The sequence below is a fragment of the Streptomyces sp. NBC_01410 genome, from assembly GCF_045040195.1.
In the GTDB taxonomy this organism is placed as follows: Bacteria; Actinomycetota; Actinomycetes; order Streptomycetales; family Streptomycetaceae; genus Streptomyces.
This window is the reverse complement of sequence record NZ_CP109530.1, coordinates 3,696,004-3,711,472: the sequence shown is the minus strand read 5'-3', so window position 1 is coordinate 3,711,472 and position 15,469 is coordinate 3,696,004. Positions and strand designations below refer to the sequence as shown.

Here is a 15,469-nt window from a genome sequence, read left to right as displayed (position 1 = left end):
GGGTGTCAGCCGAGGGTCAGGCGGGTGGGCTGGATGCCGGTGACCAGGGTGGCGAGTGCGCGGTCTATGTCCGGGCCGAGGTACCAGTCGCCGGTGTGGTCGAGGCTGTAGACGCGGCCTTCGGCGTCGATGGCGAGCACGGCCTGGCTGTCGCCTTCGTCGCCGAGGGGTGCGACCTCGGTGTCGAGCGCTCGCCCCAGGTCGGCGAGCGTACGCGCGAGGTGCAGGCCGGCCAGGGGGTCGAAGCGCAGGGGCGTCGGGGCTGTCTGCCGCCCCGGGCCCGGTGCGGTGACCCGCAGTCCTCCGAATTCCGCCCAGGCTTCGACGGCTGCCGGGAAGACTGTGTGCCGGTGGCCGCCCGGTGAGACGTACGAGCGCAGCGTGTCCGCCCAGTGCTCGGCGAGCTTTATGTCCCAGCGGCCGGGCTGCCATCCGGCTTCGCGCAGGGCGGCGTCCACGGCGACGGGGAACCGGGTGGTGCTCAGGTGGTCGGGCATTGGTGGGGGATCAGCCGTTCTCGGGTGCGGTCGGATCGACGGGGCGTACTCCGAAGTGGTCGAGCATGGCCGTACAGGACCGGCAGGGTGGTGCGTAGCTGCCGTGCAGAGGGTCGCCGTCCTCTCGGATCCTACGTGCCGTCAACTTGGCCTGTTTGAAGGACCGTTTGGCCTCGCTGTGGGTCATGGGCTTGCGCTGTGCGCGTTTGGAGCGCTGCGACTCGGCTGCAGTGAGGTGGCGTGAGAGCAGGATCGCCTCGGGGCAGCGGCCGGTGAAGCGTTCGCGCTGGCCGCTGGTGAGGGTGTCGAGGAAGTCCTGTACGAGTGGGTGAAGGGCGGGTGGCTGGTCGGCCTTTCCGGCGGTGCAGGTGAGGGTTTCGCCGCGTACGGAGAGTGCGGCGGCGACGGCCGGCAGGATGCCGTCGCGACGGTGGCCCAGGGCGGGCGGCTGGAGGGCCTCGGTGCTGCTCCAACTGAGGCGTGGATCACCCGATGTATTCGGTTGCGCTGTGTGCATGGTTGTTCGTCCCCTCCCTGCACTCCCCCGAGTTGCTGGGACAGCCTGCCAAATGGGGCTGGTGGTGCGGAAGCGGGGGCACTGAAACGTGTCGACCCGTCGGCATTCGGTCACACGATTGTGACTGTTGGTGATGGAGGTGGAGCGTCGGATCTCCCTGTTGCACCACCGCATAGGCTGTCCTGAACCAGCCGGAACGCAGCAGGGGGCAACCGCCATGACGACAGGTCGGCTCGGGCACAGGGCCGCGCCACCGAACGCCGCCTATGCCGGGCAGCTCGTGAACTTCCCGGACCCGGTCCGGGCCTCCCGCCACCATAGAGGTGTGCGGATGGACGAGAACGGCTATCCGGACTTTTCGCCGTACGCGCGTGCCGCCGCGGAGATCGCCGAGCCCCCGGAGGGCTTCGGGGTCGACGAACTGCGGCTCACCGACTACGTATCGGCGAACGCGGCTCTGCACGCCGACGGCCATGCGCTGTGGGACACGATTCCCGCGGTGGCGACGCCGCACGGCTGGACCTGGCACCACGTGCCGGGCACGCGCCGTCTCGAACTGGTCCCCGTCGAGGTGAAGGCGCTGCTGCGGCACCACGGCGGTCTGGCGACGGCGCCCGTGGACCACGGCAAGCGGGGCACGCGGCCGCTCCAGGAGACCCGGCCCGCGCATTTCGGGCTGCCCAAGGGCGTGGTCTCGGTGACGGAGCAGCAGCTGCTCGGCGTCGAGGAGGACCTGGGCTACCGGCTTCCCGGCGCGTACCGCACCTTCCTGAAGGCGGCGGGCGGCTGTGCCCCGGTCGGGGCGGCGCTCGACGCCGAGTTGGGGCTTCTTGTCGACCAGCCGTTCTTCACGGTGCGGGACGAGGCGGCGGTCAATGACCTGCTGTACGTCAACAAGTGCCTGCGGGACCATCTCACGAAGGACTATCTGGGCGTCGCGTTTGTCCAGGGCGGCATCCTGGCCGTGAAGGTGAGGGGCTCGGCGATCGGCTCGGTGTGGTTCTGCGCGTACGACGACGCCCGGGACCAGGACGGCTGGAACGTGCAGCAGCGCGTGGAGCGGCTGTTGTTGCCGTGCGGCGACGACTTCGACGGTTTTCTGCGCCGCCTGGCGGGAAATCCGCCGGAGCTGGAGACGGTGGCGAACCTGATGGTGGACGGCGGCTTCGCGCGCGCCGTCCCGATCCCGGACGAGGGGTGACGGTCCGATGGTGACCTTCGCGCAGGCGCAGGAGCGCGCGGAAGAGTGGGTCAACGGCGACGTGGCCGCGTATCAGCACCGCGAGGTGCGGGTGCGGGAGTTCGAGCTGGGCTTCGTGGTGTGGGCGGAGGACCGCGAGGGCGGTGCGCGCTCGGACGGCGGGGAGCAGCGGCTGGTGATCGCGCGGGACAGCGGTGAGGCGACGCTGTGGCCCGGGCTGCCGGTGGGTGAGGTGATCCGCCGGTACGAGGAGGAGTACGGGGTTCAGGAGGTGGCCGCGGCCGCGCCCGAGCACCCGCAGCGGATCGACCTGAATCAGACGTCGTTCCTGTTGAGTCCGCCGGAGTGGCTCCAGGAGGCGGCGGACAAGATCGGGATCCCGGACCGGCGGTCGCCGGAGCGGGCTGCGGCTTCGGGGTCGGCTGCGGCTTCGGGCGCGTCGCCTTCGGGTGCGGCCGAGCCGACGGGTGCGGGTGCGGGTGTGCCGTCGTCGGGGGCGGACTGGTCTGCGCCCGCCGCGGCTTCGGCTGCGACGGGCCCCAACGCCTCGCAGGCGGGCGGGAGTTCGTCGTCCGCGTCCGGTTCGGCGTGGCCCGCGGCCGGGTCCTCGGCCGGGGCTTCGGCGGGTTCGCAGGCGTCTCCGGTGGGGTCGTCCGGCGCCAACGCCTCGCAGGGCGGGGCCGGTTGGCCCAGCGCCGGTGGCGGTGGCTACGAGCCCACGGCATCCGAGGGCGTTCCCGCCACGCCGCCCGGGGCCACCCCGTGGACGGACACCAGCGGGGCCGGGTCGGACGACGCGTCCGTGCCGCTGCCCGCCACCGTTTTCGCGCCGCCGATCTCCGGGTCGGACGACGACGACACCCCGCCTCCGGCTTCGGGCGCCGATGCGCCGACCGCGCTGATGTCGGGCGGCAGCCAGCTTCCGCGGACCACGGTCGCTCCGGCCCTCGACCAGCCGGGAGCGGGTGCGCCTGCCGGACCCGCGGCACCTGCCGCACCCGTCGGCCCCGGCGCGGCTGACATCGCGGACGCGGCGACGAGCAAGGCGGTCCTGCCGCCGCGTGCCGCCCGCGGCGCAGCGCGCGGCAGTGGTTCGACGACTCCGCCGCCGCCCGGCGCGCCCGGCACTCCGGGGGCGCGGCCCGGCGCGACGCCGCCGCCGTCGGGGCCGGGTGCTCCCGGTGCTCCGGCGGGCGGCTACCTGCCGACGCAGCTTGTCTCGCAGATCGGCCCGGAGGGGCCCCAGCCTCCCGGACCGCCTGCTCCTCCCGGTCCGCCCGGGCCTCCCGGTTCGACTCCGCCGCCGGGCGGTGGCGTTCACCATGCCGCGACGATGCTGGCGGACCCGAGCCAGATGGGTCCCGGCGCGCCGCAGCCTCCCGGGCCGCCCGGTGCGCCGCAGCCTCCCGGGCCGCCTGGTGCGCCGCAGCCTCCCGGTCCGCCCGGTGGTGGCGTGCACCATGCCGCGACGATGCTCGCCGGTCCCGCCCCGGCGGGTCCCGGCGCGCCCCAGCCGCCCGGCCCGCCCGGTGCTCCTCCCGGCCCGCCGCCCGGTGCCGTACCGCATGCGCCGCAGCCGCCGCACGGCGGTCAGCCGCCCGCGTACGGCTATCCGCCGCAGCCGACCGGCATGCCCACCGTCGGCCCCGGCTACCAGGCCGTGCTGCGCTACCGCGCGCCCGACGGCTCCGAGGCCCAGCTGATCCGCCGCTCGGCGCCCGGAACTCCGCACCCGGAGTGGCAGATCCTGCACGAGTTGCGGGCGATGAACGTGCCGCCGCAGCAGGTGCTCGAGCTGCACACCGAGCTGGAGTCGTGCGAGCTGCCCGGTGCGTACTGCGCGCGGATGATCCGGGAGACGTGGCCGCAGGCGCGTATCACCTCGATCGCCCCGTACGGCAGGGACCACGCGTCCCGCCAGCAGGGCATGCGGCAACTGCTGGCGCACCAGGGCGAGTTGCACCAGGTCGCCGACGGTCCGGCGCGCCCGGCGCCGGTGCGTGCCCCGCTGCCGCAGATGCCGCCGGCCCCGCCGATCCCTCCGGAGGGCATCGCGCAGGAGCTGGTCGCGGCGTTCGGGCCGCAGGGCATCTGCCGGTTCGACCAGCGGGCGGTCTCGCGTCAGGGTGTGCCGGAGATCGTGGCGGCCACGCTGGTGTGGGCGGGTCTGCCGGGCGACTTCAACCCGTTCTTCTGGGCCCAGCCCGCCCAGCCGGTCGTCCCGACGCTGGCCGAGCTCGCGGCCCAGCGTCAGGTGCAGCCCGCGGCCGACGCGGGTTCGTATCTGGTGGTGGGAAGCGACTTCGGCCGGGCGATCTGCGTCCAGTACGGCACGGCGCACATCGTCGCGGTCCCGGTGGAGGCGGGCCCGGGCGGTCAGCCGGTGGCGCCGCAGTTCGTGAACAGCGGCCTGCCGGAGTTCGTACGCTGCCTGGCCCTGCTCGGCCGGATGTGGCGCCTGCGCTTCAACCTCAACCCGGAACAGGCGGGCCGCTGGACGGTCGACTTCCAGGCCCAGCTCGCCGCCCTCGACCCGGCGGCGCTCGCGTCACCGGAGAGCTGGTGGTCGGTGCTGCTGGAGCAGATGTGGGACGGACTGCTTTAGCGCTGTCCGTACGACCGGGGCGCCCGGCCTGCCGCAGCAGGCCGGGCGCCGCGGGTTATATGTGACAAACCATCCGCCGTTATGTGTGGAGTGTCGCATTATGGGTGTTTCTCTCTGATCCAGCAGGATGGCGGCAATGTCGCATTGTGGGTCGGAGAGGGGCTTGAAGGATGAGTGCTGCATCGGTGTCACCTCACGGCTTCGTCGCCGTACGCGGCCGTGGCTACCCGGCGGCGGAGACCGACGCCTATGTCGCCGCCCTCTCCCAGGACCGCGACCGCGCCTGGGAACGGGCCGCGCGGCTCACCGTGCTTGCCAAGGAGATGGAGGCGCAGGCGGCCGATCTGCGCGAGGTGGTGTCGGGCCTTGCCCCGCAGACGTACGAGACGCTCGGCAGTCGCGCCCAGTGCCTGTTCGCCCTCGCCGTCGAGGAGTCCGACGAGCTGGTGACAGGGACCCGGAACGAGGCGCAGGCGCAGGTCGACGCCGCCGAAGAGGCGGCCCGGCAGAGGCGTGACTCGGCGCGCGAGGAGGCCGATTCGGTACGGGCGGACGCCGACGCGCGCGCCCAGCAGATTCTGCGGGCGGCGCAGGCGGAGGCCGACGAGATGCGCGTGGAGGCCCGCCGCGAGGTGAAGGAGCAGCGCGGGGAGGCCGTGGCCGCGTGGAAGGAGATGCGCCGGAGGGCCGAGTCCCTGCTGGCCGACCTGGAGCGGGAGCAGGCCGAGCGCTGGGAGGCGACGGAACGTGAACTCGCCGACCAGCAGGGCGAGTTGGACACCGGCCTTGCCGAGCTCACCGCCTATGCCGAGTCCGCGCTCGCGGAGGCCGAGCGCACCTTCGCCGAGGCGGAGGAGTACGCCCGCCACGGCCAGCAGGACGCGGAGGCGCGGGCCGCGGAAGTGATCGCCGAGGCAGAGGGGCGCGTGGAGCGGATCGCGCGGGAGACGGAGCGGATGCTGCGGGAGCACGAGGAGTCCCGCGAGGAGATGCAGGCGCACATGGCGCACGTCCGCAACAGCCTGACGACGCTCACGGGGCGCGCGGCGGCGGAGGGCTGACGCCCGGCGTCCTTGGCAGACCTAGTCCTCCGGCTTGTCGGCGATGACCGGGAAGCGGCGGGGTGCGACGAACACCAGGACCAGCAGGGCGACTCCGGCCGCCGCGGCCGCGCCCATGTACACGTAGTCCACCGCCGCATCCACAGCGCGGCGCAGCTGTTCCGCGGCCCCCGCCGTCAGCGATGACGGATCCGCCACGGCGTGCGCCACCGAGTCGAGGTCGCCCGAGCTGCCCAGGCGCGAGGCGAGGACGCCGTTCGCAATCGCGCCGAACAGGGCCGCGCCGATGCTCTGGCCCACCTGGCGGCAGAAGAGTACGGACGCCGTCGTCGTGCCGCGCTCCGACCAGCCGACTGTCGACTGGACGCCGACGATCAGCGGGAGTTGGAAGAGGCCGAGCGCCCCGCCGAGCAGCAGCATGATCAGGGCCGGCTGCCAGGGTTCGCCGGGGTACGGGAGGAGGGGGAAGGCGAGCAGGATCAGACCCGCGAGCGTGATGCCGATGATCGCGGTCTGCCGGAAGCCGATCCGGGTGTAGACCCGGTTCGACAGGGCGGCGCTGACCGGCCAGCTCAGTGTCATCACGGAGAGCACGAAGCCAGCGGCGATCGGGCCGAGGCCGAGGACCGACTGGGCGTATGTGGGGAGGAAGACGGTGGGGGCGACCATGAGCAGGCCCAGCGCGCCGAGTGCCAGATTGACGGCGGCGATGGTGCGGCGGCGCCAGACCCAGCCGGGGATGATCGGCTCGGCGGCCCGCCGCTCGACGACCACGACCACGGCGAGAAGGACCGCGCTTGTGCCGAACAGGGCGAGCGAGGGCGCGGACAGCCAGGGCCAGGCGATGCCGCCCTGGACGAGCGCGGTGAGCAGGAGCGTGCCCGTGGCGAAGATGGCCAGCGCGCCGGGCCAGTCGACCCGGGGGCGGGCGGCCGGTCGGGTACGGGACGGTTCGCGCAGATGACGGGCGATCAGCCAGAGGGCGACCGCGCCGACCGGCAGGTTGATCAGGAAGATCCAGCGCCAGTGCGCGTACGAGGCGAGCAGCCCGCCGATCGCCGGCCCGGCCACCGCCGAGACGGCCCACACAGTGGACAACCGGGCCTGGATCCTGGGGCGTTCCTTGAGCGGGTAGAGATCGGCGGCGATGGTCTGCACGGTGCCCTGGAGGGCTCCGCCGCCCAGTCCCTGCACCACCCGGAACGCGATCAGCGCGGCCATGTTCCAGGCGCCCGCGCACAGCAGTGAGCCGAGGAGGAAGAGGACGATGCCGGCGAGCAGGACCGGCTTGCGGCCGAAGGTGTCGGAGAGCTTCCCGTACACGGGCAGGGTGACGGTGACGGCGAGCAGATAGCCGGAGAAGAGCCAGGAGAAGACGGAGAAGCCTCCGAGGTCGCCGACGATCTGGGGCACGGCGGTGGAGACGATGGTGCCGTCGAGCGCGGCGAGCGCCATCCCGAGCATGAGCGCGGCCACGACCGGCCCGCGCCCCCGTGCCCCGTCCGCGCCCGCCCCGGTGGGCCGAGGGGCCGTGCCAGGGGCGGCCGCCCGCCCCGCGGACCCCGCGGCCGGTATCCCCTCCGGATCGTCAGAACATTCCGCGCTCACCCGAAATCCTTTCCCCCTGCATCTATTTCCTGGAACACCTTCTCACTTGAGCCTCACGCAGGGGGAGGGTGCAGGCTCGGGCTGTGCCGCTCCACCCGGGGGTGTAGTCCCCCTAGGGGCTCCTCCTTACTGATGGCCAGGGGACGTTCGTCCCGGGGGACGACGAGGAGAGCGCGGCCGACTCCTTAGCTTGGTCTTACGGCCGCAGCTGGGGCCCGCACCACCGGGGGGTGGGGAAAACCCCCGGTTCAAGACTGCGCTGCGCACCAGCGCGCCGGACCGCTTCCGCCGACAGACTCATATCCGTACGCGGCGACACCCGCTGATCACCGACATAGGAGAAATACCGTGACAACGGCTTTGACCACTTCCCAGCACGGGGACACCGCAGGGCGTACGGCCGTCGCCGCACGAGGGCGGCAGGTCGTCAAGGCCTACGGCTCCGGGGAGACCCGTGTCGTCGCGCTCGACCGAGTCGACGTCGACATCGCCCGCGGGCAGTTCACCGCGATCATGGGCCCCTCCGGGTCCGGCAAGTCGACGCTCATGCACTGCCTGGCCGGTCTCGACACCGTCACCTCGGGCGAGATCTACCTCGACGCGACCGAGATAACCAAGCTCAAGGACAAGAAGCTCACGCAGCTGCGCCGGGACCGGATCGGCTTCATCTTCCAGGCCTTCAACCTGCTGCCCACGCTCAACGCCCTGGAGAACATCACACTCCCCATGGACATCGCCGGCCGTAAGCCGGACGCGGGCTGGCTGAACCGGGTCGTCGAGACAGTGGGCCTGTCCGACCGTCTCAAGCACCGGCCCACTCAGCTCTCCGGCGGCCAGCAGCAGCGCGTCGCCGTGGCCCGTGCGCTCGCCGCCCGCCCCGAGATCATCTTCGGCGACGAGCCGACCGGAAACCTCGACTCCCGTGCGGGGGCAGAGGTGTTGGGCTTCCTGAGGAGGTCCGTGGACGAGCTCGGCCAGACCATCGTGATGGTCACGCACGACCCGGTGGCCGCCTCGTACGCGGACCGTGTCCTCTACCTCGCCGACGGCCGGATCGTGGACGAGATGTTCCGGCCCACCGCCGAAGCCGTACTGGACCGCATGAAGGACTTCGACGCTCGGGGGCGGACGTCATGACCGTACTCAAGACCTCCCTGCGCAACTTCTTCGCGCACAAGGGGCGAATGGCCCTCTCGGCGGTGGCTGTGCTGCTGTCGGTGGCCTTCGTCTCGGGCACGCTCGTGTTCACCGACACGATGAACACCACCTTCGACAAGCTCTTCGCCGCGACCGCGTCCGACGTCTCCGTCAGTCCCAAGGGCTCCGACGACGAGGAGAACCCGCGGACCGGCAAGCCGGAGTCGCTGCCCGCCTCGCTGGTGCAGACAGTGGCGAAGGCGGACGGAGTGAAGTCCGCCGAGGGCGCCGTCTCCTCCATGAGCGTGACCGTCGTCAACTCCCAGAACAAGGACATGGGTTCCAGCACCGGCGCTCCCACGATCGCCGCCAACTGGACCTCGAACGACCTCAAGGCGATGGAGATCACCTCCGGCCACGCACCGCGCGGCCCCACCGAGGTGATGGTCGACGCCGACACCGCCGACAAGCACCACCTGAAGCTCGGCGACGAACTGCGCACCATAGCCGTCACCGGCGACTTCACCGCCAAGATCTCCGGCATCGCCTCCTTCAAGGTCACCAACCCCGGTGCGGCCGTCGTCTACTTCGACACCGCCACCGCCCAGCGTGAACTGCTCGGCAAGGAAGGCCTGTTCACCCGGATCTCCGTCACCGGCGCCGACGGCGTCAGCGACGAACAGCTCAAGCAGAACGTCGCCAAGACGCTGGATGCCCCCTTCAAGCTGCAGACCGCCAAGGAAGCCGCGGACGCCGGCCGCGAGGACGTCGGCTCCTTCCTCGACGTGATGAAGTACGCGATGCTCGGCTTCGCCGGGATCGCTCTCCTCGTCGGCATCTTCCTGATCGTCAACACCTTCTCGATGCTGGTCGCCCAGCGCACCCGCGAGATCGGCCTGATGCGGGCCATCGGCTCCAGCCGCAAGCAGGTCAACCGCTCCGTGCTGGTCGAGGCGCTGCTGCTCGGCGTCGTCGGTTCCCTCGCGGGCGTCGCCGCCGGTGTCGGCCTGGCCGTCGGGCTGATGAAGCTGATGGGCTCCCTGGGTATGGAGCTGTCCACCCGGGATCTGACCGTGAAGTGGACGACTCCGGTCGTCGGGCTCGTCCTCGGCATCGTCGTGACCGTCGTCGCCGCCTACGTCCCGGCGCGGCGGGCCGGCAAGGTCTCCCCGATGGCCGCCCTGCGCGACGCCGGTACGCCGGCCGACGGCAAGGCGGGCCTCGTCCGGGCCGCGATCGGCCTGCTGCTCACCGGCGGCGGCGCGGCCGCGCTCCTGGTCGCCACCCGGGCCGACAAGGCGAGCGAGGGCTCGATGTTCCTCGGCCTGGGCGTGGTCCTCTCGCTCATCGGCTTCGTGGTCATCGGCCCGCTGCTCGCGGGAGTCGTGGTGCGGGTGATCAGCGCCCTCGTCCTGCGGATGTTCGGCCCGGTCGGCCGCCTCGCGGAGCGCAACGCTCTGCGCAACCCGCGCCGTACCGGAGCGACGGGCGCCGCCCTGATGATCGGCCTCGCGCTGGTGGCGTGCCTTTCGGTGGTCGGCTCCTCGATGGTCGCCTCGGCCACCAGCGAGCTCGACAAGTCGGTAGGCGCGGACTTCATCATCCAGTCCAGCAAGAACCAGGCGATCATTCCGCAGGTCGAGGAGGCCCTGAAGAAGGCCCCGCACATCGAGCACGTCACCGACTACAAGGGTGTGGAGGCGAAGCTGACCACGCCGGACGGCAGGACGGAGGCCGAGGAGCTCGCCGCCGCCGACCCGACGTACGCACAGGATCTGCGCCGCGAGACCGTCGCGGGCGAGCTCTCGGCGGCGTACGGCAAGGACGCGATGTCGGTCGGCGACCGCTATGCCAAGGACCACGGCATCAAGGTCGGCGACACGATCAAGGTCGCGTTCAAGCACGGCCGGACCGCCGAGCTGAAGGTCGCGGCGATCACCTCCGACGACACGAACGTCGACAAGGGCGCGATGTACACCAACATCACGACCGCCGCTCAGTACGTCCCGGCCGCCAAGATGCCCAAGAACGTGATGATGTTCGCGAAGGCGGAGGACGGCAAGGAGAAGGAGGCGTACGCGGCCCTGAAGGGGTCGCTCGCCGAGTACCCGCAGTACAAGGTGCAGAACCAGACCGACTTCAAGCAGGACCTGAAGGACCAGATCGGTCAGCTGCTGAACATCGTCTACGGCCTGCTGGCGCTCGCGATCATCGTCGCGGTGCTGGGTGTGGTGAACACCCTGGCCCTGTCGGTGGTCGAGCGGACCCGGGAGATCGGCCTGATGCGCGCCATCGGCCTCTCCCGCCGCCAGCTGCGCCGCATGATCCGCCTGGAATCGGTGGTCATCGCCCTCTTCGGTGCCCTGCTGGGCCTCGGCCTGGGCATGGGCTGGGGCACGGCGGCCCAGAAGCTGCTGGCGCTGGAGGGCCTGGGAGTCCTGGAGATTCCCTGGCCGACGATCATCACAGTCTTCGTGGCGTCGGCGTTCGTCGGCCTGTTCGCGGCCCTGGTGCCGGCGTTCCGGGCGGGCCGGATGAATGTGCTGAACGCGATCGCCACGGAGTAGCGGGGGATAACGGGGGAGTAGCGACGGGGGCGCTACGGTAAGGGGGGCCCGGCCCCGGGGTGTTCCTCCAAACACCCCGGGGCCGGGCCTTTGCGCTCCGGTGGGCCCTTTGCCCTGCAGGCCCTGTCCGGTCGATCAGGGCCTGACGGAACCGGACGGCGGGGGGCGCGCGGTCGTCGTAGGCTGGAGACCCCCGGCCCGTTCCACGTGTCGGGCGGTTCGCGTTGCCCACCCCCGCCCAGCCTCGCCCCGGATGGAAGCCCTTCATGAGCCTGCACGGTCTGCTCGATGCCGTCGTACGTGACCCGGCGCTCGCCGAAGCGGTGAAGGCTGCCGGCGACGGCCACCGTATGCATGTCGATCTCGTGGGGCCGCCCGCCGCACGCCCCTTCGCCGTGGCCGCCCTCGCCCGGGAGACCGGGCGGACGGTGCTGGCCGTCACCGCGACCGGGCGGGAGGCCGAGGATCTCGCGGCGGCGCTGCGTTCGCTGCTGCCCGAGGAGGGCATCGCCGAGTACCCGTCCTGGGAGACCCTGCCGCACGAGCGGCTCTCGCCCCGCTCGGACACCGTCGGGCGCAGGCTCGCGGTGCTGCGCAGGCTGGCCCATCCCTCGAAGGACGACCCGAGCGCCGGGCCGGTCTCCGTCGTGGTCGCGCCGATCCGTTCCGTACTGCAGCCGCAGGTCAAGGGGCTCGGCGACCTGGAGCCGGTGGCTCTGCGCACCGGGCGGCAGGCCGATCTGAACGAGATTGTCGACGGCCTCGCGGCAGCCGCGTACTCCCGGGTCGAACTGGTCGAGAAGCGCGGCGAGTTCGCGGTGCGCGGCGGCATCCTCGATGTCTTCCCGCCGACCGAGGAGCACCCCCTGCGGGTGGAGTTCTGGGGCGACGACGTCGAGGAGATCCGGTACTTCAAGGTCGCCGACCAGCGCTCGCTGGAGGTGGCGGAGCACGGGCTGTGGGCGCCGCCCTGCCGTGAGCTGCTGCTGACCGCCGACGTACGGCAGCGGGCGGCGGCTCTCGCCGAGGAGCATCCCGAGCTGGGCGAACTGCTCGGCAAGATCGCCGAGGGCATCGCGGTCGAGGGCATGGAGTCCCTGGCTCCGGTCCTGGTCGACGACATGGAGCTGCTGATCGACGTGCTGCCGCAGGGCTCGATGGCCGTGGTCTGCGACCCCGAGCGGGTACGCACCCGGGCCGCGGACCTCGTGGCGACCAGCCAGGAGTTCCTGCAGGCGTCCTGGGCGGCGACCGCGGGCGGCGGCGAGGCGCCGATCGACGTCGACGCGGCCTCGCTGTGGGGGATCGCGGACGTACGGGACCGGGCGCGCGAGCTCGGGCTGATGTGGTGGTCCGTAGCGCCCTTCGCCGCCGACGAAGAACTGTCTGACGACACTGTCAAGCTGGGCATGCATGCCCCGGAGAGCTACCGCGGCGACACCGCCCGCGCGCTCGCCGACACCAAGGGCTGGCTGGCGGACGGCTGGCGCACGGTGTTCGTGACCGAGGCCCACGGCCCCGCGGCCCGCACCGTCGAGGTGCTGGGCGGAGAGGGCATCGCCGCCCGTCTCGACGCCGACCTCGCCGAGATCTCCCCGTCGCTGGTGCATGTGGCGTGCGGCTCGATCGACTACGGCTTCGTCGACCCCGGCCTCAGGATCGCCGTCCTCACCGAGACCGACCTCTCCGGCCAGAAGGCGGCCGGCAAGGACGGCCAGCGGATGCCCGCCAAGCGCCGCAAGACGATCGACCCGCTCACCCTGGAGGCGGGCGACTACATCGTCCACGAGCAGCACGGCGTGGGCCGCTACATCGAGATGGTGCAGCGTACGGTGCAGAACGCGACCCGCGAGTATCTGCTCGTCGAGTACGCCCCGGCCAAGCGCGGCCAGCCCGGCGACCGGCTGTACATCCCCACCGACCAGCTGGAGCAGGTCACCAAGTACGTCGGCGGCGAGGCCCCGACCCTGCACCGGCTCGGCGGCGCGGACTGGACGAAGACGAAGGCACGCGCCAAGAAGGCCGTGAAGGAGATCGCGGCCGACCTCATCAAGCTCTACTCCGCCCGCATGGCGGCCCCCGGCCACGCGTTCGGCGCGGACACGCCCTGGCAGCGCGAGCTGGAGGACGCGTTCCCCTATGTGGAGACCCCCGACCAGCTGAGCACCATCGCCGAGGTCAAGGAGGACATGGAGAAGACGGTCCCCATGGACCGGCTGATCTGCGGCGACGTCGGCTACGGCAAGACGGAGATTGCGGTACGGGCCGCCTTCAAGGCCGTCCAGGACGGCAAGCAGGTCGCGGTCCTGGTCCCGACGACGCTGCTCGTACAGCAGCACTTCGGCACCTTCTCCGAGCGCTATTCCCAATTCCCTGTAAACGTACGGGCGTTGAGCCGCTTCCAGTCGGACACGGAGGCGAAGGCAACCCTGGAGGGGCTGCGGGACGGCGCGGTGGACATCGTGATCGGCACGCACCGGCTGTTCTCGGCCGACACGAAGTTCAAGGACCTGGGACTGGTCGTCGTCGACGAGGAGCAGCGCTTCGGCGTCGAGCACAAGGAGCAGCTGAAGAAGCTGCGCGCCAACGTCGACGTCCTGACGATGTCGGCCACCCCCATTCCCCGTACGCTCGAAATGGCGGTCACCGGCATCCGCGAGATGTCGACGATCACCACCCCGCCGGAGGAGCGGCACCCGGTGCTGACCTTCGTCGGCCCGTACGAGGAGAAGCAGCTCGGCGCGGCCATCCGCCGTGAACTGCTGCGCGAGGGCCAGGTCTTCTACATCCACAACCGCGTCGAGTCCATCGACCGCGCGACGGCCCGCCTGCGGGACATCGTCCCCGAGGCGCGCATCGCCACGGCGCACGGCCAGATGCCCGAGTCGGCGCTCGAGCAGGTCGTGGTGGACTTCTGGGAGAAGAAGTTCGACGTGCTGGTCTCCACGACGATTGTCGAGTCCGGCATCGACATCTCCAACGCGAACACTCTGATCGTCGAGCGCGGCGACAACTTCGGTCTCTCGCAGCTGCATCAGCTGCGCGGCCGCGTGGGCCGGGGCCGCGAGCGCGGCTACGCCTACTTCCTCTACCCGCCGGAGAAGCCGCTCACCGAGACCGCCCACGAGCGCCTGGCGACGATCGCCCAGCACACCGAGATGGGCGCGGGCATGTACGTCGCGATGAAGGACCTGGAGATCCGCGGCGCGGGCAACCTCCTCGGCGGCGAACAGTCCGGCCATATCGCGGGCGTCGGCTTCGACCTGTACATCCGCATGGTGGGCGAGGCGGTGGCGGACTACCGCGCCGCGGTCGACGGCGGCGTGGAGGAGGAGCCCGCGCTCGAGGTCAAGATCGAGCTCCCGGTCGACGCGCATGTCCCGCACGACTACGCGCCGGGCGAGCGGCTGCGCCTCCAGGCCTACCGCGCGATCGCCTCGGCGAACACCGAGGAGGACATCAAGTCGGTCCGCGAGGAACTCACCGACCGCTACGGCAAACTCCCCGAGCCGGTCGAAAACCTGCTCCTGGTGGCGGGCCTGCGCATGCTGGCGCGGGCCTGCGGGGTCGGCGAGATCGTGCTCCAGGGCACGAACATCCGCTTCGCGCCGGTGGAGTTGCGCGAGTCGCAGGAACTCCGCCTCAAGCGCCTGTACCCGCGGACGGTCATCAAGGCCCCGACCCGCCAGATCCTGGTGCCCCGCCCGACGGCGGGCAAGATCGGCGGGAAGCCGGTGGTGGGGCGGGAACTTCTGGGGTGGACGGGGGAGTTCCTGACGACGATTCTCGGTTCGTGACCTGGCCCCTGCGGACGTATGATCTCGGCCGCCGGGCGCAGGTGCGCAAGCTGGCCAAGGCGGGCTGAACCGGGTCGACCGTCGCCGATCGCCACCCGTCGACCCGGGGCAGGTCGCCCGAGGTCGTCAGGGTGGCGATTCGGCTGCCCGCTTCCCGGCATTCATGGATCGCGCACGTCCCGCCGCACCACGTCGCCCTCACGCCGCGGCCAGAGGCTCGGCTTGCGATCTTCAGTGGTTCGTTCTTCGCTGGAGGTGTCCGTTGGCACCTGGAGAGGATCGCTTGATCTCCGTCCGCACCCATGGCTCATGGGTGTGAAGACGTCAGATGGTGGCCGGGTGGGTGCCGGTCACCCGCACCGGTTGCGGTGATCGTCACCCGGGTGGACGTCTGCTCCCGTTTCCCACCCGGTGCGCACGGTGCCGGTCCCGGCAACCGCTGCGTGGGTGTGCGGCCTCGCGGTCCGAGGTGGCGCACC

General features: G+C 71.4%; 9 protein-coding genes. 6 read left to right on the top strand and 3 right to left on the bottom strand.

The annotated features are described in order from the left end of the window. Positions 1 to 5: 5 nt before the first annotated feature. Positions 6 to 497 (bottom strand): SUKH-3 domain-containing protein, encoded by a 492-nt coding sequence (locus OG741_RS16840; protein ID WP_405598669.1) that lies wholly within the window; start codon positions 495 to 497, stop codon positions 6 to 8. A 10-nt stretch (positions 498 to 507) separates the two neighbouring features. Further along, positions 508 to 1,014 (bottom strand): YwqJ-related putative deaminase, encoded by a 507-nt coding sequence (locus OG741_RS16835; protein ID WP_266475733.1) that lies wholly within the window; start codon positions 1,012 to 1,014, stop codon positions 508 to 510. Between the two features lie 217 nt (positions 1,015 to 1,231). On the opposite strand from OG741_RS16835, the gene OG741_RS16830 reads away from it, so the two are divergent. The 3 genes from OG741_RS16830 (at position 1,232) to OG741_RS16820 (ending at position 5,881) form a co-directional block, all read left to right on the top strand. Then, the gene (locus OG741_RS16830) at positions 1,232 to 2,215 is read left to right on the top strand and encodes an SMI1/KNR4 family protein (RefSeq protein ID WP_405598666.1); all 984 of its coding nucleotides are present in this window, start codon (positions 1,232 to 1,234) and stop codon (positions 2,213 to 2,215) included. Positions 2,216 to 2,222: 7 nt separating this feature from the next. Next, positions 2,223 to 4,820 (top strand): SUKH-4 family immunity protein, encoded by a 2,598-nt coding sequence (locus tag OG741_RS16825; RefSeq protein WP_405598663.1) that lies wholly within the window; start codon positions 2,223 to 2,225, stop codon positions 4,818 to 4,820. Between the two features lie 170 nt (positions 4,821 to 4,990). Next, positions 4,991 to 5,881: a cellulose-binding protein gene (locus tag OG741_RS16820; protein WP_405598660.1), complete on the top strand. Its 891-nt coding sequence runs from the start codon at positions 4,991 to 4,993 to the stop codon at positions 5,879 to 5,881. Between the two features lie 21 nt (positions 5,882 to 5,902). On the opposite strand, the gene OG741_RS16815 is transcribed toward OG741_RS16820, so the two are convergent. Further along, positions 5,903 to 7,456 carry an MFS transporter gene (locus OG741_RS16815; protein WP_405605611.1) on the bottom strand — a complete coding sequence of 518 codons (1,554 nt, stop codon included), beginning with the start codon at positions 7,454 to 7,456 and terminating at the stop codon, positions 5,903 to 5,905. 381 nt (positions 7,457 to 7,837) lie between these two features. Between OG741_RS16815 and OG741_RS16810 the strand changes: the two genes are divergently transcribed. The 3 genes from OG741_RS16810 (at position 7,838) to mfd (ending at position 14,990) form a co-directional block, all read left to right on the top strand. Continuing rightward, positions 7,838 to 8,626, top strand: a complete 789-nt coding sequence (locus OG741_RS16810; protein ID WP_405598658.1) for an ABC transporter ATP-binding protein — start codon at positions 7,838 to 7,840, stop codon at positions 8,624 to 8,626. Then, on the top strand, positions 8,623 to 11,193 hold the full coding sequence (locus OG741_RS16805) for an ABC transporter permease (protein ID WP_405598656.1): 2,571 nt from the start codon (positions 8,623 to 8,625) through the stop codon (positions 11,191 to 11,193). Before OG741_RS16810 ends, OG741_RS16805 begins: the two co-directional genes overlap by 4 nt. Positions 11,194 to 11,459: 266 nt before the next feature. Further along, entirely contained in the window at positions 11,460 to 14,990 is a 3,531-nt protein-coding gene (mfd, locus tag OG741_RS16800) for a transcription-repair coupling factor (protein ID WP_405598653.1), read from the top strand. Positions 14,991 to 15,469: the final 479 nt, after the last annotated feature.

Excerpts from the sequence above, each read along its gene's own strand:
- OG741_RS16840 (WP_405598669.1), bottom strand. The coding sequence starts at position 497 with ATGCCCGACCACCTGAGCACCACCCGGTTCCCCGTCGCCGTGGACGCC.
- OG741_RS16835 (WP_266475733.1), bottom strand. The coding sequence starts at position 1,014 with ATGCACACAGCGCAACCGAATACATCGGGTGATCCACGCCTCAGTTGG.
- OG741_RS16830 (WP_405598666.1), top strand. The coding sequence starts at position 1,232 with ATGACGACAGGTCGGCTCGGGCACAGGGCCGCGCCACCGAACGCCGCC.
- OG741_RS16825 (WP_405598663.1), top strand. The coding sequence starts at position 2,223 with ATGGTGACCTTCGCGCAGGCGCAGGAGCGCGCGGAAGAGTGGGTCAAC.
- OG741_RS16820 (WP_405598660.1), top strand. The coding sequence starts at position 4,991 with ATGAGTGCTGCATCGGTGTCACCTCACGGCTTCGTCGCCGTACGCGGC.
- OG741_RS16805 (WP_405598656.1), top strand. The coding sequence starts at position 8,623 with ATGACCGTACTCAAGACCTCCCTGCGCAACTTCTTCGCGCACAAGGGG.
- mfd (WP_405598653.1), top strand. The coding sequence starts at position 11,460 with ATGAGCCTGCACGGTCTGCTCGATGCCGTCGTACGTGACCCGGCGCTC.